A 21,021-nucleotide genomic window follows, 5' to 3' on the forward strand; every position below is an offset into this window, starting at 1 on the left:
CGACGGTGTCGTGACGCCCGGAGAAGGGTGACGACAATCTCGTTTCGCGCGGGCGGGGCAGTGCGGGCGGCGTAACCGGGGTGGGGCAGACTACCCGTACCGAGCCGACCCTTACCCCAGGAGTGAGCCTGCCGATGTCGCTGCTCGCCAGATTGAGCCTCGCCAACCGGGGGCTGGTCGCCCTCATCGCGGTGGTGATCACGGCGTTCGGGGCGTTCGCCGTGCCGTCGTTGAAGCAGCAACTGCTGCCGTCGCTGGAGTTCCCGGCGGCGTTCGTGGTCGCGACCTACCCCGGCGCCGGCCCGGAGGTGGTCGAGTCACAGGTCACCGAGCCGATCGAGAACAGCCTCCAGGGCATCCCGGGGATCGAGAAGATCACCTCCACGTCCCGTGAGGGCTCCGCCAGCATCGTCGTCGAGTACGTCTTCGGCACCGACGTGGACGACGTGGTCAGCAAGATGCAGACCGCGATCGGTCGGCTCGGGAACCAGCTCCCGGCGGACGTCGACCCGCAGGTCATCGCGGGCAGCACCGACGACCTCCCGGCGGTGGTCATCGCCGCCGCCGGCGGCGACGACCCGACCGCGCTGGCCGGCCAGCTCGACCGCGCGGTGGTGCCCGAGCTGAAGGCGGTCGAGGGCGTCCGCGGCGTCGAGGTCACCGGCACCCGGGACGAGCTGGTGGTGATCACCCCCGACCCGGCGCGACTGGCCGCGGCGGGGCTCCAGCCCACCGCGCTCGGCGCCGCGTTGCAGACCAACGGGGTCACCGTGCCGGCGGGCGCGGTGGCCGAGGCCGGCCGGTCGCTGACCGTCCAGGTCGGCACGCCGCTGTCCAGCCTGGACGACCTGCGCGGCATCGTGGTCGCGCCCAGCTCACGGGGCTCGGCGGTGGTCCGCCTGGGCGACGTGGCGACGGTCGAGCAGCAGCTCGCCCCGCCGACCTCGATCACCCGCACCAACGGCCGGGACAGCCTCGGCATCGCCGTCACCGCCGCGCCGGACGGCAACGCGGTGGCCATCTCGCACGACATCCGGGACCTGCTCGCCGAGCTGGAGGAGGCCTCCGGCGCCGAGCTGACCGTGGTCTTCGACCAGGCGCCGTTCGTCGAGAAGTCGATCGAGAGCCTGACCACGGAGGGGCTGCTCGGCCTGGTCATGGCGGTCATCGTCATCCTGGTCTTCCTGCTCTCCGTCCGGTCCACCCTGGTCACCTCGGTCTCCATCCCGCTGTCGGTGCTGGTGGCGCTGCTGGCCCTGTGGTCCGGGGACTACTCGCTGAACCTGCTCACCCTCGGGGCGCTGACCATCGCCGTGGGCCGGGTGGTGGACGACTCGATCGTGGTGCTGGAGAACATCAAACGCCACCTGGAGTACGGCGAGCCGAAACGCGAGGCGATCCTCACCGCCGTCCGGGAGGTCTCCGGCGCGGTGACCGCCTCCACCCTCACCACGGTCGCGGTGTTCGCCCCGATCGCCCTGGTGGGGGGCTTCGTCGGGCAGCTCTTCGCGCCGTTCGCGATCACCGTCACGGTGGCCCTGCTGGCGTCGCTGCTGGTCTCGTTGACCATCATCCCGGTGCTGGCGTACTGGTTCCTCCGGCCGGTCGACGGCGACGTCGACCACGAGGCGGTCCGCCGCGAGGCCGAGGAGAAGGAGCTGCGCAACCCGTTGCAGCGGGCGTACCTGCCGGTGATCGGGTTCGCCACCCGGCGGCGGTGGGCCACCGTGGCGATCGGGCTGGTGGTGCTGCTGGGCACGTTCGCCCTGTCCACCCGGCTGGAGACCAACTTCATCGACGACTCCGGCCAGGACACCCTGAACGTCCAGCAGAAACTGCCGGTCGGCACCGGCCTGGTCGGCACCGACGCGGCGGCCGAGCGGGTCGAGGAGGTGCTGGCCCGCACCGACAGCGTCGAGACGTACCAGGTGACCATCGGTGGCGGCGGGCTGCCCTGGGAGGGCGGCGGCGGCAACAGCGCCGCCAACTACGTCCTGGCCCTCGACGAGGACACCGACACCGACCGGCTCAAGGAGGACCTGCGCCGGGAGTTCGACGCGCTCGGGGACGGCGTCGGCGAGATCAGTTTCCCCAGCGGCCAGGGTGGCGGGTCCGCCAACCAGATCGCGGTGATCGTCCAGGCCGGCGACCCGGAGACGCTGACCCGCGCCACCGAGGAGGCCCGCGCGGCAGTGGCCGGGCTGGCCGGCGTCGAGGACGTCTCGACCAGCCTGGCCGAGCGGGTGCCCCGGGTGGACGTCACCGTCGACCGGGCCGCCGCGGGCCGGTACGGGCTCACCGAGGCGGCGGTGGGGCAGGTCGTGGCCCAGGTGTTCCGGGGCAGCCCGATCGGCCAGGTCACCCTCGACGGTGGACAACGCAACGTGGTGTTGCGGTTCGCCGGTCGGCCGCCGACCTCGCTCGCGGAGCTGCGTGCCCTGCCGATCGGTCAGGTGACCCTGGACGACATCGCCACCATCCAGCAGGTCGAGGGGCTCCAGCAGGTCACCCGGATCGACGGTGAGCGCAGCGTCACGGTCACCGGCACGGCGACCGGCTCCAACCTCGGCGCCACCACGAACGAGCTGCGACAGAAGCTCGCCGACATCGACGTGCCGGGGGCGACCCTGACCGTCGGCGGGGTGAGCGCCGACCAGGAGGAGGCCTTCGCCGACCTGGGGCTGGCCGTGCTGGCCGCCATCGCCATCGTCTTCCTGATCATGGTGGCGACCTTCCGCAGCCTGGTGCAGCCGCTGATCCTGCTGGTCTCCATCCCGTTCGCGGCGATCGGCGCGATCGGCCTGCTGCTGGTCACCGGCACCCCGTTGGGCGTGCCGGCGCTGATCGGCGTGCTGATGCTGGTCGGCATCGTGGTCACCAACGCGATCGTGCTGATGGATCTGATCAACCAGTACCGGGCGCAGGGCATGGGCGTGCAGGAGGCGGTGGTCGAGGGCGGCCGGCGCCGGCTGCGCCCGATCCTGATGACCGCGGTGGCGACGATCTTCGCGCTGCTGCCGATGGCGTTCGGCCTCACCGGCGAGGGCGGCTTCATCTCCCAGCCGCTGGCGATCGTGGTGATCGGCGGTCTGCTCAGCTCGACCCTGCTCACCCTGGTGCTGGTGCCGACGCTCTACACCATGGTGGAGGGCGTCAAGGAGCGGCGGCGGGCCCGGCGGTCGGCCCGCGCCGGCGGGGCCGACACCCCGCCGGCCGGCGACACCCCGCCCGGCGCGTCCGAGCCGGCCACGGTGGCCGCCGGCGGCGCGGCGGGCGAGGCGTCCACCAGCGGCGGTACGGCCACCCGCCCGGCCCCGTCGGCGGCGCTCGTCGACGGCACCGACCAGTTCGAGGTGCTGCGGCTGCCCAGGAGCCGGCAGTCGCCGATCCCGCCGCAGGACTGAACGTCCCGGTCCTCCTCCGGCCGGCCGTGCCCGCCGGAGGAGGACCCTCGTTCGATCGTGGACCCGACTCACGCCCCGCCTCCGGTGATCGTCGCGGGTAGCGTGTGGGTACGTGGCCTCGACACTTTCGGTCCTCACCCGGAACCGCGACTTCCGCATCCTCTTCCTCGCCGAGTTGGTGGTCTTCGGCGCGGACTGGTTCGTCATGGTGCCGCTGCTGGTGCTCCTGCCGGAGTTGACCGGCAGCGGGGTGTGGGGCGCGCTGGTGCTCGCCCTGGACACCGGGGTCCTGGCGTTGCTGCTGCCGTACACCGGCACCATCGCCGACCGCTTCGACCGCCGGAAGATCCTCATGTCGGCGAACGCCGCCGCCCTGGCCGGCGCGCTGCTCCTGCTGGCGGTACGCGGCGCCGGCGCGGCCCTGGTGGCCATGCTGGCGATCTCGGTGATCGCGGTGGCGAAGGCGTTCTACTCGCCGGCCGCCCAGGCGGCCCTGCCGAACGTGCTCGACCCGGACGAGTTGGCCGCCGGCAACGCGGTCGCCGGGTCGGCGTGGGGCACGATGACCGTGGTGGGCGCATCCCTCGGTGGCGTGATCAGCGCCGCCTTCGGCCCGTACGCCTGCTTCTGGATCGCGGCGGTCGGCCTGGTGGTGGCGGCGGGGTTGACCGCGTTGATCCGCCGGCCGTTGCAGGCGCCCCGCGACCGGGCCGAGCCGGCCCAGCGGACCTGGGTGGCGATCGCCGAGGCGCTGCGGTACATCGGGCAGCGGCCCCGGGTGCTGGCCCTGGTCACGGTGAAGTCGGCGGTCGGCCTCGGCAACGGGGTGCTCACCGTCTTTCCCCTGCTCGCCGGCCTGTACGGGGTGGGCGCGATCGGCACCGGACTGTTGTTCGCGGTGCGGGGCGCGGGGGCGCTGGTCGGTCCGATCCTGATGCGCCGGGTGCTGACCAACCGCCGCTGGCTGCTGACCGGGCTGGCGCTGTCCATGTCCACGTACGGGCTGGCCTACGTGGGGGTGTCGCTGACCACCTGGTTCCCGCTGGTGCTGGCGCTGGTGTTCGTGGCGCACTTCGCCGGCGGCAGCAACTGGGTGATGTCGAACTTCGCCCTTCAGGGTGAGGTGCCGGACCGGCTGCGCGGCCGGATCTTCGCCACCGACATGATGCTGGCCACGCTCGCCATCTCGGTCAGCCAACTGGTGGTCGCGGCGCTTGTGGACTCCGTCGACGAGCGGGTGGTGCTGGCCGGGTGCGGGCTGACCACCGTGGTGTACGCCGTCGGCTGGCGGATCGCCACCCGCAGGCTGTCGCTGTCCGACCGGCCCTCGGTGACCGACCCGGTGACCTCCGGCTGAGCCCGGTCACCGGCCGACCCCTAGCATGAACGCGTGCCCGTGAACTTCGCCACCGGCCCGGTCCGTGTCCGGGTGCCCGCGACCAGCGCCAACCTGGGTCCCGGGTTCGACGCGTTGGGTCTCGCGCTCGGCCTGTACGACGACGTGGCCGCCGAGGTGACCGCCGGCGGGGTACGGGTGGGGGTGACCGGTCAGGGCGCCGGCGAACTGCCCCACGACGACGGCCACCTGGTGGTGACGGCGATGCGGGCCGCCTTCGACGTCCTCGGCGACCAGCCCGCCGGGCTGTCTGTGGAGTGCGTGAACCGGATCCCGCAGGCCCGGGGGCTGGGCTCCTCGTCGGCGGCGATCGTGGCCGGGGTCCTGCTGGCCCGGGCGCTGGTGGTCGACGGGACGGACCGGCTCGACGACGCCGGGGCGCTGCGGCTGGCCGCCGAGATCGAGGGCCACCCGGACAATGTCGCGCCCTGCCTGCTCGGCGGCTTCACGGTGGCCTGGACGGAGCCGTCCGGGGCGCGGGCGGTGTCGCTCACGCCGGCCGAGGGGGTGTGCCCGACGGTGTTCGTGCCGGACGAGCGGGGGCTGACCGCGACCGCCCGGGCGGCGCTGCCGTCGACGGTGCCGCACGCCGACGCCGCGCTGACCGCCGGTCGGGCCGCGCTGCTGGTGCACGCGCTGACCGCCGCGCCGGGGCTGCTGCTGCCGGCGACCGAGGACCGGCTGCACCAGCACTACCGGGCGGCCGGCATGCCGGCGACGTACGAGCTGGTCAGCGCGCTGCGTGCGGCCGGTGTGGCGGCCGTGGTCAGTGGGGCCGGGCCGACCGTGTTGGCGCTGGCCGAGCCCCCGGCGGACCTGGAGTCGGGAACAGGATGGCAGGTCTGGCGGTTGCCGGTGGATGTCGGCGGAGCACGGGTCGCACGGGGTAGACTGGGACACGCCGAGCGGGACCCTGTTGCCGCAGGTCGCATGAGTTGATTACGCTCTAGACTTAGCACAGCCGCGAAGCATGCGATCTCTCTGCGGGTCGGCGCACCCCCGAAGCTCTCGGCGGTCAGTCCGTCTCACCCCTGCCTAGGCCTACGCCGCACCGCAGTCTCCACAGGTCGCCGCAGACGGCGAGACCTGCTCACCGGCGTGGGTGAGGCGGGAACCCGACCGGCTGCTGTGTCACACTCCCGCGGCGCGTCATGCGACACGGGTGCACCGAGGCCGCCCGGCCACCTGAGCTTTTCGACTCCGGGCAGCCCCGGCCTATCGAGGGAAGGAATCCATTGAGCGACACCACCGACGTGACGTCGGATGTTTCCAACGTCGCTGGCGAAGCCACCGCCGCCGCCCCCGTCCGTCGTCGGCGCAGTGGCACGGGCCTGTCGGCGATGCTCCTGCCGGAGCTGCAGAGTCTGGCCGCGTCGCTCGGCATCTCGGGCACCGCGCGGATGCGCAAGGGCGAGCTGATCAGCGCCATCACGGAGCGGCAGTCCGGCGGCGCCGCCGCCGGGGCGCCGCGTCCCCGGGCCGAGGTCGCGGCTGCCGCCGCCGCCCCGGTCCGCGAGGAGGTCCGGGCCGAGGTCCGGGCCGAGGCGCCGGCGGAGCCGACCGCCCCGCCGGCCGAGGCCGAGCCCGCCCGCCCGCGTACCCGGCGTGGCCGGACCACGGCCGAGCGGGCCGCGGCGGCTGCGGCTGCCGCGCCGGCGCCGGTCGAGGCGGAGCCGCGCGAGGCGGCTCCCGAGGTCACCGACCGGACCGAGCGGGCGGAGCGCACCGACCGGGCGGAGCGGACCGACCGGGCGGAGCGGACCGACCGGACCGACCGCGCCGAGCGGGGCGACCGCAACGAGCGCGCCGAGCGCGGTGACCGGGGCGACCGCAACGAGCGCGCCGAGCGGGGCGACCGTGGCGAGCGGTCCGACCGCAACGACCGGGGCGACCGGGCCGACCGGGGCCAGCGCGCCGACCGCAACGACCGGGACCAGCGCAGCGACCGGGACCAGCGCGCCGACCGCAACGACCGCGATCAGCGCAACGACCGCGACCAGCGCAACGACCGGGGCGACGACGGGGACGACGACGGCGAGGGCGGCGGCCGGCGCGGTCGGCGCAGCCGCTTCCGGGACCGCCGGCGGGGCCGGGGCGAGCGCAACGAGACCGGCGGCGACACCGGCGGCGGGCGCGAGCCCCAGGTCAGCGAGGACGACGTGCTCGTCCCGGTGGCCGGCATCATCGACGTCCTGGACAACTACGCGTTCGTCCGGACCACCGGCTACCTGGCCGGCCCGAACGACGTGTACGTCTCCATGTCGCAGGTGAAGAAGTACGGCCTGCGGCGCGGCGACGCGATCACCGGGGCGGTGCGGGCGGCCCGCGACGGCGAGCAGCGGCGGGACAAGTACAACCCGCTGGTCCGGCTGGACTCGGTCAACGGCATGGAGCCGGAGGAGGCCCGCCGTCGTCCGGAGTTCTACAAGCTGACCCCGCTCTACCCGCAGGAGCGGCTGCGGCTGGAGACCGAGCCGCACATCCTCACCACCCGGGTCATCGACCTGGTCACGCCGATCGGCAAGGGCCAGCGGGCGCTGATCATGTCGCCGCCCAAGGCCGGTAAGACCATGGTGTTGCAGGCGATCGCCAACGCGATCACCCACAACAACCCGGAGTGCCACCTGATGGTGGTGTTGATCGACGAGCGGCCCGAAGAGGTCACCGACATGCAGCGCTCGGTCAAGGGCGAGGTCGTCGCGGCCACGTTCGACCGTCCGCCGCAGGACCACACCACCGTCGCCGAGCTGGCGATCGAGCGGGCCAAGCGCCTGGTCGAGCTGGGGCACGACGTGGTCGTGCTGCTCGACTCGGTGACCCGGCTCGGCCGGTCGTACAACCTGGCGGCGCCGGCCAGCGGCCGGATCATGTCCGGTGGTATCGACTCGACCGCGCTGTACCCGCCGAAGCGTTTCCTCGGCGCGGCGCGGAACATCGAGAACGGCGGCTCGCTGACCATCCTCGCCACCGCCCTGGTGGAGACCGGTTCGGTGATGGACACGGTGATCTTCGAGGAGTTCAAGGGCACCGGCAACGCCGAGCTGAAGCTGGACCGGAAGATCGCCGACAAGCGGGTCTTCCCGGCCATCGACATCCACACCTCCGGCACCCGTAAGGAGGAGATCCTGCTCGCGCCGGAGGAGTTGGCCATCACGCACAAGCTCCGCAAGGTCCTGCACTCGCTGGACTCGCAGGCGGCGCTGGATCTCCTGTTGGACCGGCTCAAGCAGTCCCGGACCAACATCGAGTTCCTGATGCAGATCGCCAAGTCGACGCCGGGCGAGTAGCCGTCGGACGGACGACACGAGAGGGCCCGGCCGGTCACGGCCGGGCCCTCTCGTCGTGTCGACCCTTCCGTCGTGTCGGCCCGGCAGGCCGCGTCGTGGTGGGAAGCGCCGTCAGAAGTCGCCCTCGGCGACCTGGAAGACGGTCAGCCCGAGCTCCCGCCACATCGTCACCACCTGCCGGCGGTCGTCGAAGACGCCGACGATCCGGTACCGGTCCCGCAGCTCACGGTCGTAGATCTCGCGTTTGACGACCGAGTCCCGACGGTTGTCGCCGACCGCCCGCATGTGCAGCGCCAGGTAGGGCACGTCGACGTGCCGGTCCAGCCAGGCCACGGTGGCGGCGCGGGCCGAGGCGTCCCGGCCGGAGCAGAACACCACCCCGTACCCGGCCCGGTACATGGCCCAGACCGCCGCGATCACCGCCTCGTTGGGGGCGTCCTCGCCGACCCGGGTCATGTCGTACGGGCTGCGGGAGACGGCGAGCGCCACGGTGCCGTCGAGGTCGACCAGGACGATCTCCGTCAGGGCCGGGGCCGACGGGCGGACCCGGGCCGGCCGGCCGGGCGGCGGGCCGGGGACCGGCAGCGGCAGCGGTCGGTCGGCCAGGAACCGGTCGTGCAGCCGTTGGATGACCTCCGCGCCGACCCGGTCGTCGGCCGACCGCGCGGCGTCCCGTCGCAGGCACTCGGCCAGCGGTACGTCGGTGAAGTCGTGCACCTCGAAGGTCGCCCCGTGCCGGGCGGCCAGTCGGGCCCACTCGCGCAGGGCGCGGGCCCGCAGGTTGGTGTCGTCGACGCAGACGTCCACCCGGGCCCGCAGCAGCGCCTCGACCTGTGCCCGCTGGGCGGTGGTCACCTGCGCTTCGGCCCATTCGGTGAAGAGCCGCTCGCCGTGCAGCATCCGCCGCAGGTCGTCCCGGTTGACCCGGACGACGGACGGTTGCAGGGCGCGCGCGAAGGTGGTCTTGCCGGAGGCGGGCAAACCCCGGGTGGCGATGAGACGGGTCACCCCGGTCACGGTAATGGGCCCGGTCGGGGCGGGAATGCGGCTGGTCGGGAGCACGTTGGGGGAGCTGTGCGGCCCGGTTCACGGGTCGGCGCGAGCCCATGGCACACTGGTCAATCGGCCACCGGTTCCGGTTCACGCCGTTTTTCCCGCGTACGGCACAGGCGCGGGCGGCGACCCGGCGACCACCCACGAGAGGACCGAGGCGACATGAAGCCCAACATCCACCCGGAGTACGTGAGCACCGAGGTCACCTGCTCCTGCGGCAACTCCTTCACGACCCGCAGCACCGCCAAGGGCGGCTCGATCCACGTCGAGACGTGCAGCGCCTGCCACCCGTTCTACACGGGCAAGCAGCGGGTGCTCGACACCGCTGGTCGGGTCGCGAAGTTCCAGCAGAAGTACGCCAAGGTTCAGGCGAAGAAGGCCAAGTAGCCACAGGTCCGACGCCCGCGTCCGGTTTCCCGCCGGGCGCGGGCGTCGTCCGTATCTGCCCGATTCGCGCCGACCGCAGGGAGTACGAGCATGAGCAGCGAGCGCCTCGCCGCCCTCCTCGACGAGTACGCCGAGTTGGAGAAGCGGCTCGCCGACCCGGCCATCCACGCCGACCAGGGCACGGCCCGTCGGGTCGGGCGGCGTTACGCCGAGCTGGCGCCGCTGCACAAGGCGGCCGGCGAGCTGGAGCAGGCGCGTGCCGACCTGGCCGCGGCCCGGGAGCTGGCCGCCGAGGACCCGTCCTTCGGCGTCGAGGTGGAGTCGATCGCGGCGACCCTGCCGGCGCTGGAGGAACGCCTCGCCGAGCTGCTGATCCCGCGTGACCCGCACGACGCCAAGGACGTGATCGTCGAGATCAAGGCCGGCGAGGGTGGCGAGGAGTCCGCGCTGTTCGCCGCTGACCTGCTGCGGATGTACACCCGGTACGCGGAGCGGCACGGCTGGCTCACCGAGGTGCTCGACGCGCAGGACTCCGACCTGGGCGGGGTCAAGGACGTCTCGCTGGCGATCAAGACGAAGGGCGTGCCCGAGGGGGGCAACGGGGTGTGGTCGCGGCTCAAGTGGGAGGGCGGCGTGCACCGGGTGCAGCGGGTCCCGGTCACCGAGTCGCAGGGGCGGATCCACACCAGCGCGGCGGGCGTCCTGGTGCTGCCCGAGGCCGAGGACGTCGACGTGACGATCGACCCGAACGAGCTGCGCATCGACGTCTTCCGGTCGTCCGGCCCGGGTGGGCAGTCGGTGAACACCACCGACTCGGCGGTGCGGATCACCCACGTGCCGACCGGCATCGTGGTCTCCTGCCAGAACGAGAAGTCCCAGCTCCAGAACCGGGAGCAGGCGATGCGGATCCTGCGGGCCCGGTTGCTCGCCGCCGCCCAGGAGCAGGCCGACGCCGCCGCCTCCGACGCCCGCAAGGCGCAGGTACGCACCGTCGACCGGTCGGAACGGATCCGTACCTACAACTTCCCGCAGAACCGGATCACCGACCACCGGATCGGCTACACCGCGTACAACCTGGATCTGGCCCTCGCCGGCGAGCTGGACGGCGTCCTGGACGCCCTCGCCGAAGCCGACCGGGCCGCCCGGCTGGCCGGCGACACCGAACTCGCCCGCCGCTGACCCGCCGCTGCTCCTCCCCGACGATCCCGTCGCCCACGAGGCGCCCGACCGTGCTACGCGTGGCCGTGCTGGACGTGGGCCAGGCCGTGCCGGATGGGCGTCGCGCCGGTGAGCCCGGTCCTGCTCGCCCCGCTAGCCCGCCGCCGCAGGTGCCCGCGTGTCATTACTGTGAGTAATGCTATGCCCGGTCGCTGACACCCAACCGCAGACTTTGCTCTGCACCCAGGTACGCGCCAGTCACCATCAGTGGCCGCTGCTCGCCGGGAGTCGGAGCCGACCTGCGAACATCACTCCCTGGTCAGATCTGGTGTCGCGGATATGGGTGCAGAGCAAAGCGTCAGGGAGGCTTGGCCTTTGGTGGGCCGGATGTCACAGAGCGTGAAAGCTAGCTGCCTGGGCGGTGGGCTACCGAACGTGTTTTTCTCCTCGGCTGCCGGCCGGCTCCGGTCGGTGGCGCTGGTCGGTGGCGCTGGTCGGTGGCCTCCCGTCAGCCGGCCCCCGTCAGCCGGCCCCCGTCAGCCGGCCCCCGTCAGCCGGCCCCCGTCGGCCGGCCCCCGTCGGCCGCTCAGTGGGCGCGAGGGCTCGACTTGGCCCGGAGCAGTTGCCGGTCCGCCGCGTCGAAGGCGGCCCGGATGGCGTCGCGGGCCAGCGGGCCGGGCGAGCTGACCTCGGCGAACCCGATGGTGACCCGGACCGGGGTGCCGGGCACCAGGGACTCCCAGTCCTCGGTCCGGATCGCCGCGTCGATCCGGCGGGACACCTCGTCGGCTTCCTCCAGCCCGGTGCCGGAGAGCACCACCACGAACTCGTCCCCGCCGTAGCGGGCCACGAAGTCGCCGCGCCGCATCACCCGGTTGATCACCCCGGCCACCCGTTGCAGCACCAGGTCGCCCGAGTGGTGCCCGTGCCGGGTGTTGACCGCCTTGAAACCGTCGAGGTCGCAGACCCCGAGGACCACGCGTTCGCCCCGGTTGACCATGCCGGCGACGTGCCGCTCCAGCCGCCGCCGGTTGGGCAGCCCGGTCAGCGGGTCGGTGAGCGCCTCACCCTCGAAGCGGGCCGCCTCCCGGCGCATCTGCTCGTGGTCGATGCGGGCCGCGACGCCGTCGATGTAGACGTCGCGTAGCCGGTCCATGCGCTGTGCGGCCAGCCGGAACGCCAACCGGTCCGCCCGGTGGGCCTCGGCGTGCTCCCCGGCGTGGGTCAGCGCGATGCTGCGCAACCGGGCCGGTTCGGCGGCGCCGAGAGTCTCGGTGGAGACCGAGACGGCGTCCAGCCGGGTGAGCGCCTCGATCGGCCGGCCCCGGGAGATGGCCAGGCAGACGTGACCGAGCTGCCGGAAGTCACGCGGCCGGGCGCTGTCCCCGCCGAAGCCGAGCAGCCGGACCGGTTCGTCCTCGGCGTCGCCGGTCAGCCGGTCACCGAGACTGGCCCGGCGGGCGGCGGCGTAGCCGTACGCGGCCAGACTGCTCGGGCGTAGCCGCCCCGCCCGGCCGGTCCGCCGGAACCGGTCCAGGTCGGCGGCGATGTCCCGGAGCACCCGGAGGCAGCCGTCGCTGTCGCCGTGGTGGTCGAGCGCCACCGCGCTGCGCAGCCGGATGCCGGGCGCGGCGAAGATCTCCTCCGGGATGCCCGCGGCCAGGCCCATCTGGCGGGCCTTCTCGATGGCGGTGAGGGCGTACCCGTGGAAGCTGAGGTAGGAGTACGCCATCGCCAGGTCGTGCCAACCCCACGCGGCCTCCCGGTCCGGGTCCTCCACCCGGTCGAGCATCCGGGCGGCCCGGACCAGGTGCGTCACGCACCTGTCGAGCGCGCCCTGGTGGTGTGCGGCCAGCGCGGCCAGCGCGTTGAGGTGCCCGTGCAGGTACGGCTCGGCGAGATCCCGGACCGCGGTGGACGCCTCCTCGATGGCCCGGGTGAACTCGGCAGTCCGACCGAGGTTGATCAGCGCGGACAGCCGTTGGACCCGGGCGTCGGCCCGGGCGTACGGGTCGTCGGTCGTGGCGATGACCTGCTCCAGGAGGACGCACGCCTCGGCGGACCGGCTCGCCTCCATCAGGTCACGCGCCTGCGTGAGAGCGCCAACCTGGTCGGTGACCCGGTCGAGCCAACCCACCCGCAGCCTCCCGTCCGCGCCGGACGCCGGCGCCGCACCATGGTCGCCGGGGAAGACACACCGGCCGGTCACGCGCCCGACCGGGGTCCACCGTCGCGGGCACACCGGAACGGACGCGCGCGTTCGGGGTGCCGTGCGCGACGCTTCATGATTATGTCGTGACCTCCACGCCGCGACAGCCGTCCGAAGGGACGAACAACCGACACCCCGTACCGCCTGCCCTCGTCCGGACGACCCGACTTCTCGCCGCGGCGGGCATCGAGACGGCCCGGCCCGAGGCGGAGCTGCTCGCCGCCCACGTGCTGGGGGTGTCCCGGGGGCGGCTGCTGCTGGTCGACGGGTTCACCGCCGAGCAGCTCGCCCGGCTGGACGAGCTGGTGGCCCGGCGGGCGGGCCGGGAGCCGCTCCAGCACCTGACCGGACGGGCCGGTTTCCGGCGTCTGGACCTCACGGTCGGCCCCGGGGTCTTCGTGCCCCGGCCGGAGACCGAGCTCGTCGTCGAGTGGGGGCTCGGGCAGGCCCGGCAGGTCGCCCGGCCGCTGGTGGTGGACCTGTGCAGCGGTTCCGGGGCGATCGCGCTGGCGGTGGCCCAGGAGGCGCCGACCGCCGTGGTGGTGGCGGTGGAGCGGTCCCCGGCGGCGCTGACCTGGCTGCGGCGCAACGCGACCGAGCGGGCCGCCGCCGGGGACCGGCCGATCCGGGTGGTCGACGCGGACGTCACCGACCCGGCGCTCCTCGACGACCTGGCCGGGCGGGTGGACGTCCTGCTCTGCAACCCGCCGTACGTGCCGCGCGGCACCGAGGTGCCGGCGGAGGTGGCCGGGCACGACCCCGCCGAGGCGGTCTTCGGCGGCGCGGACGGCCTGGACGTGGTCCGTCCGGTGATCGGGCAGGCGGCCCGACTGCTGCGGCCCGGCGGGGCGCTGGCGATCGAGCACGACGACACGCACGGCCTAGTGGTGCCGGAGCTGCTCGCCGCCGACGGCCGCTTCGACTCCGTCGCCGACCGTCCCGACCTGACCGGGCGTCCGCGTTTCGCCACCGCCCGCCGCCGCATGCCACCCGGCTGACCCGCGCCGCGATCCACCGGCGGACCGCGGCGTGGCAGACTGACTCCTCGTGATGCTCTACGACTGCCGGTCGCTGGCCGATCGGGACCGCGGCATCGCCGCGGCCATCGAGGCCGTCAAGAACGGCGAGCTGGTCGTCCTGCCGACCGACACGGTGTACGGGATCGGCGCGGACGCCTTCACCCCGTTCGCGGTGAAGGCGTTGGCGGACGCCAAGGGCCAGGGTCGCCAGGCGCCCCCGGTGCTGATCGGCTCCCGGCACACCCTGGACGGTCTGGTCTTCACCCTGCCCCGGGCCGCCCGGGACCTGGTCGAGGCGTTCTGGCCGGGCGCGTTGACCATCATCGTGGAGCACTCGCCCAGCCTCCAGTGGGATCTGGGGGACGCCGGCGGGGTGGTGGCGGTGCGGATGCCGTTGCATCCGGTCGCGCTGGAGGTGTTGCGGGAAACCGGCCCGATGGCGGTCTCGTCGGCGAACAAGGTCGGGCAGCCGGCGGCGGTCACCGCCGAGGAGGCCCGCGACCAGCTCGGGTACGCGGTTCGCGCGTACCTGGAGGCCGGTCCCTGCCCGGACCCGGTGCCGAGCACGATCGTCGACCTGACCGGTGAGACGCCCCGGCTGCTGCGGGAGGGCGCGATCGGCCTGGCGGCCCTGCGTGAGGTGGCGCCGGACATCGAGAGCCGGGTGGGGTAGGTGCCGCCGTTCACCGTCCTGCACGTCTGCATGGGCAACATCTGCCGTTCCCCGATGGCCGAGCGGCTGCTGACGCTGGCGGTCCGGGAGCGGTTGGCCCGGGCCGGGGCCGATCCGGCCACCGCCGACGAGCTGCTGCACAGCAACAGCGCCGGCACCGGTGGCTGGCACGCCGGTGACGAGATGAACCCGCCGGCCGCCCGGCAGATCACCGCCCGGGGCGGTGACGTCGTCGGGTTCGCCGCCCGCAAGCTGCGCTCGGAGCACATCGACGCCGCCGACCTGGTGCTCACCGCCACCGCCGACCAGCACGAGTACGTGCTGGCGCTGCGCCCGGACGCGGCCGGCCGCACCTTCGTGCTGGGCGAGTTCGGTCGGCTGCTCGGCGTGGTGGAGGCCGCCGCGCTGCCGTCGGCCGGGGTGTCCCCGACGGAGCTGTACGCCCGTGGGGTGGCCCTGGTCGCCGCCGCCGACGCGGCGCGGGAGGGCGCGCACGCGCTGCCCGGTGACGATCTGGACGACCCGTGGGGCCGTGGTGACCAGTGTTTCAGCCGGGTCGCCGACGAGATCGAGGAGACGGTGCAGCCGCTGGCCGCCGTACTGCTGCCCTGAGTTTCCCTATTACTCCCACTCCGCGAGTTTTCTGCGGGTTTGCGGAAAAAGGCGAGTCGGTGGGAGGTTCGGCGGCATGCTGAACGGGTCCTGACCAGGCTCCTGCGGGGGAGAGCTGATGATCCAGGCCCGTCTGCACAAGCTGTTCACCGTGCTGCTCGCCGGCACGCTGGCCGGGCTGGTCCTGGCCGGCGCGGCCCTGCCGCTGGCCCTGGTGCTCGGGTTCGGCTTCGGCGCGCTCGCCACCCCGTACGCGGAGCTGCCGAACAGCCTGCGCACCCCACCGACCGCGCAGCGGTCCGACCTGTACGCCGCCGACGGCGTCACCCTGATCACCTCGTTCTACCTGGAGAACCGGGTGGACGTGCCGCTGGCCGAGGTGGCCCCGGTGATGCGCCAGGCCGTCGTGGCCGCCGAGGACGCCCGCTTCCACCAGCACCGCGGGGTGGACCTGCGGGGCGTGCTGCGGGCGTTCGCCGCCAACCGGGGCGGCGGCGGGGCCCGGCAGGGCGCCTCCACGCTGACCATGCAGTACGTCCGGAACGTGCTCAGCAGCGATCCGACGCTCAGCGACGAGTCCCGGCGGGCGGCCGCCGAGATCAGCGCCGCCCGGAAGATCCAGGAGGCCCGGTACGCCCTGGCGATCGAGCGGGAGCTGAGCAAGGACGAGATCCTCGGCCGGTACCTGAACATCGTCTACTTCGGCGCGGGGGCGTACGGCGTGGCGGCGGCCAGCCGGCGGTACTTCTCCAAGTCCCCGGCCGACCTGACGCTCGCCGAGGCGGCCCTGCTGGCCGGGCTGGTCCGGTCACCGCACACCGACGACCCGATCAACGGCGACGCCGACTCGGCGCTGCGCCGCCGGGCGTACGTGCTGGACCGGATGGTGGCCACCGGCATGGTGCCGGCCGCAGCGGCCCAGGCGGCCGGCGCCGAGCAGCTCGCGTTGCGGCCCAGCGTGGCCCCGGACAACTGCGCGGCGGTGCCGGCCGAGCACGCCGACTGGGGTTTCTTCTGCGACTACTTCCTCACCTGGTGGAACCGGCAGCCGGCGTTCGGCGGCTCGACCGACGAGCGGCAGCGCACGCTGCGCCGGGGCGGCTTCCGGATCGTCAGCTCGCTGGACCCGGACGTGCAGCAGGCCGCCCACGAGCAGGTACGGCGGGTCTACCCGACGGACAGCCGGCACGCCATGCCCACCGCCGTGGTGCAACCGGGCACCGGCCGGATCCTGGCGATGGCGGTCAACCGGAACTACAGCCTCGACGCCAACCCGGACGGCTGGCTCAACCGGCCGAACACGGTGAATCCGCTGGTGGCCGGCGGTGGTGACATCGTCGGGTACCAGGCCGGCTCGACCTTCAAGCTGTTCACCCTGCTGGCCGCCCTGGAGGCCGGGCTGCCGCTGGACACCCGCTTCGACGCGCCGTCGCGCCTGCTCACCCGGTGGCGGATCGACGACCCGGCGGTGAGCTGCGGCGGTTACTGGTGCCCGGGGAACGCGAACCCGCCGTGGATGGACGGCCAGCGCAGCATGTGGACGGCGTTCGGGCGGTCGGTGAACACCTACTTCGCCTGGCTGACCGAGCGGGTCGGCGCGGACCGGGCGGTGGAGATGGCCGAGCGGCTCGGCATCGTGCTCCGCGCCGAGAGCGACGCCCGGCTGGCCCGCTACGGCGCCCGGGAGTGGGGGCCGTTCACCCTGGGCGTGGCCGCCACCACCCCGCTCGACCTGGCCACCGCGTACGCGACGGTGGCCGCCGAGGGGGTCCGGTGCGCCCCGCTGCCGGTCGCGCTGATCGTCGACCGGGCCGGTCGTCCGGTCGACGCCGGCCGACCGGACTGCCGGCGGGTGCTCGACCCGGACGTGGCCCGCGCGGCGACCGACGCGGCCCGCTGCCCGGTCGGTGACCAGTCGACGTACGGGCGCTGCGACGGCGGCACCGCGCCCGGCCTGCGGGACCTGCTGGGTCGGCCGGTGGCGGGCAAGACCGGCAGCTCCGAGAAGTTCGCCACGGAGACCGTGGTGGCGTTCACCCCGCAGGTGGCGGTGGTCTCGATGGCCGCCAACCCGGAGGACCCGGTCCGTGACCCGGTCGGGCCGTACGCGCAGCCCAGCATGGTCGACGCGGTCGGCGGGATCATGGCGGTCGCGCTGCGCGGCGAGCCGGTCCGGGACTTCGTCCCGCCCAGCCAGCGGATCGCGTACCAGCTCAGCCTGCCGCACCTCGGGGAGTAGTCGGGTGACCGGGCGTCGGCCCGGCCGCGCGGGCGGCCTGCTCGGCGGCGCGGGCGATGTTGCGGGCCATCCCGCCGAACACCAGCGCGTGGAACGGGGCGACCGCCGCCCAGTAGGCGTGTCCGGCCAGGCCACGCGGCAGGAAGACGGCGCGTTGGACGTACCGGCTGACGCCGTCGTCGGTCTGGTCGGCGCGCAGCTCCAGCCAGGCCCGGCCGGGCAGCCGCATCTCGGCCCGCAGCCGCAGCAGCGACCCGGGGACGATCTCCTCGACCCGCCAGAAGTCCAGCGCCTCGCCCACGTACAGCCGTTCGGGGTGCCGTCGGCCGCGGCGCAGCCCCACCCCGCCGACCAGCCGGTCCAGCGCGCCCCGCACCGACCAGGCCAGCGGGAACGAGTACCAGCCGTGTTCGCCGCCGATGCCCTCGATCACCCGCCACAGCGCCTCCGGCGGCGCGTCGACCCGGCGTTCCCGCCGGTCGGTGTAGGTGGAGCCGCCGGACCACGCCGGGTCGCTCGGCAGCGGCTCGGCGGGCGCGTCCGGTCCGCTCGCGGTGGACCAGCGGGTCTCCACCTCGGCGTCGCGGACCCTGGTCAGGGCCAGCCGGACGGCCTCGTCGAAGCCGGTCAGGCCGCCGGGCGGGTCGGGCACGTGCCGGGCGATGTCGTGCTCGTGCGCGACCGCCTCGTGGACCAGGCTCTCCACCAGCGGCCGGGCGATCCGGTTCGGCACCGGGGTGACCACGCCGACCCAGTGCGACGACAGCGACGGGGTCAACGGCCGGACCGGCAGGATGAGCCGGCGGCGCAGCCCGGCCACCGCCGCGTACCGCTGCATCGTGTCCCCGAAGGTGAGCACGTCCGGTCCGCCGACGTCGAAGGCCCGGCTCACCTCCGGCGGCAGCGTGGCGCAGCCGATCAGGTAGCGCAGCACGTCGCGGACCGCGATCGGCTGGATCCGGTTGCGGACCCAGCGCGGGGTGACCATGACGGGCAGCCGCTCGGTGAGGTGGCGCAGCATCTCGAACGAGGCCGACCCGGACCCGATGATCACCGCCGCCCGCAGCACCACGGTCGGCACCCCGCTGGCCAGCAGGATCCGCCCCACCTCGGCGCGGGAGCGCAGGTGCGGCGAGGGGTGGTCGTCCGCCGCCGGCTCCGGCCCGCCCAGGTAGACGATCCGGCGTACGCCGGCCGCGCGGGCCGCCGTGGCGAAGTTGCCGGCCGCCTCCCGGTCGGCGGCCTCGAAGTCGGCCTGGCCGAGCGAGTGCACCAGGTAGTACGCCACCTCGACGTCGGCGAACGCGGCCGGCAGCGTCTCCGGCCGGCGCAGGTCGCCCTCGACCACCTCGGCACGCGCCGCCCACGGCACGTCACGGAGCCGACCGGCGGCGCGGACCAGGCAGCGTACGGTGTGCCCCTGGGCGAGCAGGCGCGGCGCGAGCCGCCCGCCGAGGTAGCCGGTGGCCCCGGTGACCAGGCATCTCATGGCTCCAGTCTGCGGCCCCATAGACTCGGGCGCTGTGGACTACGTGACGCCCACCTTCCGGGGGCCGGATTCCGACCAGCTCAGCGCCTTCCTCCCCGGGGCGGACGTCCGGTGATCCGCCGGCGACTGCGGCACCTGGCCCTGCCGCTGCTGACGTCGGCGGCGCTGCTGGTGCTCGCCACGCTGGTGGGGTGGCTGGTCGACGGTGGCGCCGGCGCGGCCGGCGGCGCGGCGGGCGTGGCTCTGGTCACGGTCAGCTACGGGCTGTCGAGCCTGGCGCTCGCCTGGGCGGACTCGGTGCACCCGAAGCTGGTGATGAGCGTCGGGCTGGCCACCTACGTCACCAAGTTCCTGGTGTTCGGCGTGGTGCTGCTCGGCCTGGTCGACAGTGGCTGGGGCGGTCGCCGGACGATGGCCGTCGCGGTGGTGGTGGCGACCGTCTGCTGGGTGTCCGCCCAGGTGTGGTGGACGTTCCGGCGCCACCGCCCCGAGGCGGAGCCCACGGGTGGTTGAGCCCGACTGTCGGGTTGCCGTCGCCACGCCGGGGATGGAGTTCCGTCGGGCGCGGGATAGGCGTAGCCTATCCGCCAGCCGAGGCTTCCCCGACCCACACGACAAGGTTGTGCGGGGGGTGACTCACAGCCTCGTTCCAGCGGCTGATACCGTTCGCTGCGTCATGGCCGACGACCGATCCGACAAGCCTTCCGCACCTTCGGGTGCTGATGCGGGTTGGGCCGCGCTCGGTTACCTCCTCGGCGGCATGACCGTCTGGGGCGGGGCCGGCTGGCTCGTCGACCGTTGGCTGGATCTTCCGGATGTCGGGTTGCTGATCGGGCTGATCGGCGGCACGGCCGCGGGGGTCTACCTGACCATAAAGAGGCTGGGCGCCTGACCATGCCCGACCGACGGAGGGTTCGAGTTGATTGAGCTGCCGACCTATGCCGCCGCGGACATCCGGGCCGCCGAGTTCCCCCCTGGCGTTGACAGCTTCAACTACCGCAGCCTGATCCCGGGGCTGGAGGGGACGGCCTGGGAGCCGGCCTTCACGAAGATCGCTCTCCTGGCCTGGGTCGCGGTCGCGGTCATCATCCTGTTCTTCCTGGTCAGCTACCGGAACCCGCAGTTGGTGCCGACCAAGCGGCAGTGGCTGGCCGAGTCGGTCTACGGCCTCGCCCGGGACAACGTCGCCCGGGACATCATCGGGCACAAGGGCGTCCGGTTCGCGCCCTACCTGGCGACGCTGTTCGTGTTCATCCTGCTGACGAACCTCTGGGGCATCGTCCCGTTCGCGCAGATCTCGCCGAACTCGCACATCGCCTTCCCGATCGTGCTGGCCCTCTCCAGTTGGCTGCTCTACGTCGGGGTCGGCATCCGCAAGCACGGGTTCCTCGGCTACATCAAGGCCAGTTGCTGGGTCAGCGGCGCGCCGCTGTGGGTCCAGCCGATCCTGGTGCCGATCGAGTTCGTGTCGAACCTGCTGCTGCGCCCGGTCACCCTGGCGGTCCGGTTGTTCGCCAACATGTTCGCCGGCCACATGATCCTGCTGGTGTTCACGCTCGGCGGTGTCGCGCTGCTCAACGCGGAGTCCGTCTTCCTCAAGCCGGTCGCGCTGCTGAGCTGGGCCATGGCGATCCTGATGACCTTCTTCGAGCTGGGCATCCTGATCCTGCAGGCGTACGTGTTCACCCTGCTCACCGCCACGTACCTGCAGAGCTCGCTGGCCGACGAACACTGAGCCGTCGCCGGGCGACCGATCAGACCCCCCTGGTACGCACAACTGAAAACCCCCTGTACGCACAACTGAAAAGTTCACCTACACGAACGTGTGACGGTCACGCGTTCCCCGCAGGAGGAAACCAACCATGTTCCTGGCCGAGATCTCAGGCAACGTCAACGTCATCGGCTATGGCATCGCGGCGCTCGGCCCGGGCATCGGTGTGGGTCTGGTGTTCGCCGCCTACATCCAGGCGACCGCCCGCCAGCCGGAGAGCGCCAGCCTGACCCGGGTCTACATGTTCATGGGCTTCGCCGTGGTCGAGGCGCTGGCCCTGCTCGGTCTGGTGCTCGCGTTCGCCCTCGGCGGCTGAGACCCAGC

Annotated in this window: 17 protein-coding genes; 14 read left to right on the forward strand and 3 right to left on the reverse strand. The window is 73.3% G+C overall.

Features of this window, described 5'->3' with window-relative positions; all coding sequences use genetic code 11:
- The first annotated feature begins 134 nt into the window (after positions 1–134).
- The 4 genes from O7606_RS25425 to rho all read left to right on the forward strand — a co-directional run bounded on the left by O7606_RS25425 (position 135) and on the right by rho (position 8,087).
- Positions 135–3,404: an efflux RND transporter permease subunit gene (locus O7606_RS25425; RefSeq protein WP_281599874.1), complete on the forward strand. Its 3,270-nt coding sequence runs from the start codon at positions 135–137 to the stop codon at positions 3,402–3,404.
- Between the two features lie 112 nt (positions 3,405–3,516).
- Complete coding sequence (locus O7606_RS25430; RefSeq protein WP_281596512.1) at positions 3,517–4,761, forward strand: MFS transporter; 1,245 nt, start codon at positions 3,517–3,519, stop codon at positions 4,759–4,761.
- Between the two features lie 33 nt (positions 4,762–4,794).
- A complete protein-coding gene (gene thrB / locus O7606_RS25435; RefSeq protein ID WP_281596513.1) occupies positions 4,795–5,739 on the forward strand; it encodes a homoserine kinase in 945 nt (314 codons plus the stop codon).
- A 296-nt stretch (positions 5,740–6,035) separates the two neighbouring features.
- Entirely contained in the window at positions 6,036–8,087 is a 2,052-nt protein-coding gene (rho, locus tag O7606_RS25440) for a transcription termination factor Rho (protein ID WP_281596514.1), read from the forward strand.
- 111 nt (positions 8,088–8,198) lie between these two features.
- Here the strand turns inward: rho and O7606_RS25445 are convergent, their stop codons facing one another.
- A complete protein-coding gene (locus O7606_RS25445) occupies positions 8,199–9,095 on the reverse strand; it encodes an AAA family ATPase (protein ID WP_281596515.1) in 897 nt (298 codons plus the stop codon).
- Between the two features lie 207 nt (positions 9,096–9,302).
- Between O7606_RS25445 and rpmE the strand changes: the two genes are divergently transcribed.
- The gene (rpmE, locus tag O7606_RS25450) at positions 9,303–9,527 is read left to right on the forward strand and encodes a 50S ribosomal protein L31 (protein WP_281596516.1); all 225 of its coding nucleotides are present in this window, start codon (positions 9,303–9,305) and stop codon (positions 9,525–9,527) included.
- 90 nt (positions 9,528–9,617) lie between these two features.
- Entirely contained in the window at positions 9,618–10,706 is a 1,089-nt protein-coding gene (prfA, locus tag O7606_RS25455; protein WP_281596517.1) for a peptide chain release factor 1, read from the forward strand.
- A gap of 565 nt (positions 10,707–11,271) precedes the next feature.
- On the opposite strand, the gene O7606_RS25460 is transcribed toward prfA, so the two are convergent.
- Positions 11,272–12,822, reverse strand: coding sequence for a GGDEF domain-containing protein (locus O7606_RS25460; protein WP_281599876.1), 1,551 nt, complete (start codon positions 12,820–12,822; stop codon positions 11,272–11,274).
- Positions 12,823–12,980: 158 nt separating this feature from the next.
- Between O7606_RS25460 and prmC the strand changes: the two genes are divergently transcribed.
- The 4 genes from prmC (at position 12,981) to O7606_RS25480 (ending at position 17,437) form a co-directional block, all read left to right on the forward strand.
- On the forward strand, positions 12,981–13,892 hold the full coding sequence (gene prmC, locus O7606_RS25465; protein WP_281596518.1) for a peptide chain release factor N(5)-glutamine methyltransferase: 912 nt from the start codon (positions 12,981–12,983) through the stop codon (positions 13,890–13,892).
- A 52-nt stretch (positions 13,893–13,944) separates the two neighbouring features.
- Positions 13,945–14,586, forward strand: a complete 642-nt coding sequence (locus O7606_RS25470) for an L-threonylcarbamoyladenylate synthase (RefSeq protein WP_281599877.1) — start codon at positions 13,945–13,947, stop codon at positions 14,584–14,586.
- The gene (locus tag O7606_RS25475) at positions 14,587–15,198 is read left to right on the forward strand and encodes a phosphotyrosine protein phosphatase (RefSeq protein ID WP_281596519.1); all 612 of its coding nucleotides are present in this window, start codon (positions 14,587–14,589) and stop codon (positions 15,196–15,198) included. It begins immediately after the preceding gene.
- Between the two features lie 118 nt (positions 15,199–15,316).
- Positions 15,317–17,437 (forward strand): transglycosylase domain-containing protein, encoded by a 2,121-nt coding sequence (locus tag O7606_RS25480; protein ID WP_281596520.1) that lies wholly within the window; start codon positions 15,317–15,319, stop codon positions 17,435–17,437.
- On the opposite strand, the gene O7606_RS25485 is transcribed toward O7606_RS25480, so the two are convergent.
- Positions 17,412–18,926, reverse strand: a complete 1,515-nt coding sequence (locus O7606_RS25485; protein ID WP_281596521.1) for an SDR family oxidoreductase — start codon at positions 18,924–18,926, stop codon at positions 17,412–17,414. The two genes, O7606_RS25480 and O7606_RS25485, sit on opposite strands and share 26 nt — an antisense overlap.
- A gap of 111 nt (positions 18,927–19,037) precedes the next feature.
- On the opposite strand from O7606_RS25485, the gene O7606_RS25490 reads away from it, so the two are divergent.
- The 4 genes from O7606_RS25490 to atpE all read left to right on the forward strand — a co-directional run bounded on the left by O7606_RS25490 (position 19,038) and on the right by atpE (position 21,013).
- The gene (locus tag O7606_RS25490) at positions 19,038–19,439 is read left to right on the forward strand and encodes a hypothetical protein (RefSeq protein WP_281596522.1); all 402 of its coding nucleotides are present in this window, start codon (positions 19,038–19,040) and stop codon (positions 19,437–19,439) included.
- 163 nt (positions 19,440–19,602) lie between these two features.
- The gene (locus O7606_RS25495) at positions 19,603–19,818 is read left to right on the forward strand and encodes a hypothetical protein (RefSeq protein WP_281596523.1); all 216 of its coding nucleotides are present in this window, start codon (positions 19,603–19,605) and stop codon (positions 19,816–19,818) included.
- Positions 19,819–19,845: 27 nt separating this feature from the next.
- Positions 19,846–20,661 carry a F0F1 ATP synthase subunit A gene (atpB, locus tag O7606_RS25500; protein ID WP_281596524.1) on the forward strand — a complete coding sequence of 272 codons (816 nt, stop codon included), beginning with the start codon at positions 19,846–19,848 and terminating at the stop codon, positions 20,659–20,661.
- A 127-nt stretch (positions 20,662–20,788) separates the two neighbouring features.
- Positions 20,789–21,013, forward strand: a complete 225-nt coding sequence (gene atpE / locus O7606_RS25505) for an ATP synthase F0 subunit C (protein ID WP_281596525.1) — start codon at positions 20,789–20,791, stop codon at positions 21,011–21,013.
- Positions 21,014–21,021: the final 8 nt, after the last annotated feature.

The organism is Micromonospora sp. WMMD882 (genome assembly GCF_027497255.1).
Classification (GTDB): Bacteria; Actinomycetota; Actinomycetes; order Mycobacteriales; family Micromonosporaceae; genus Micromonospora.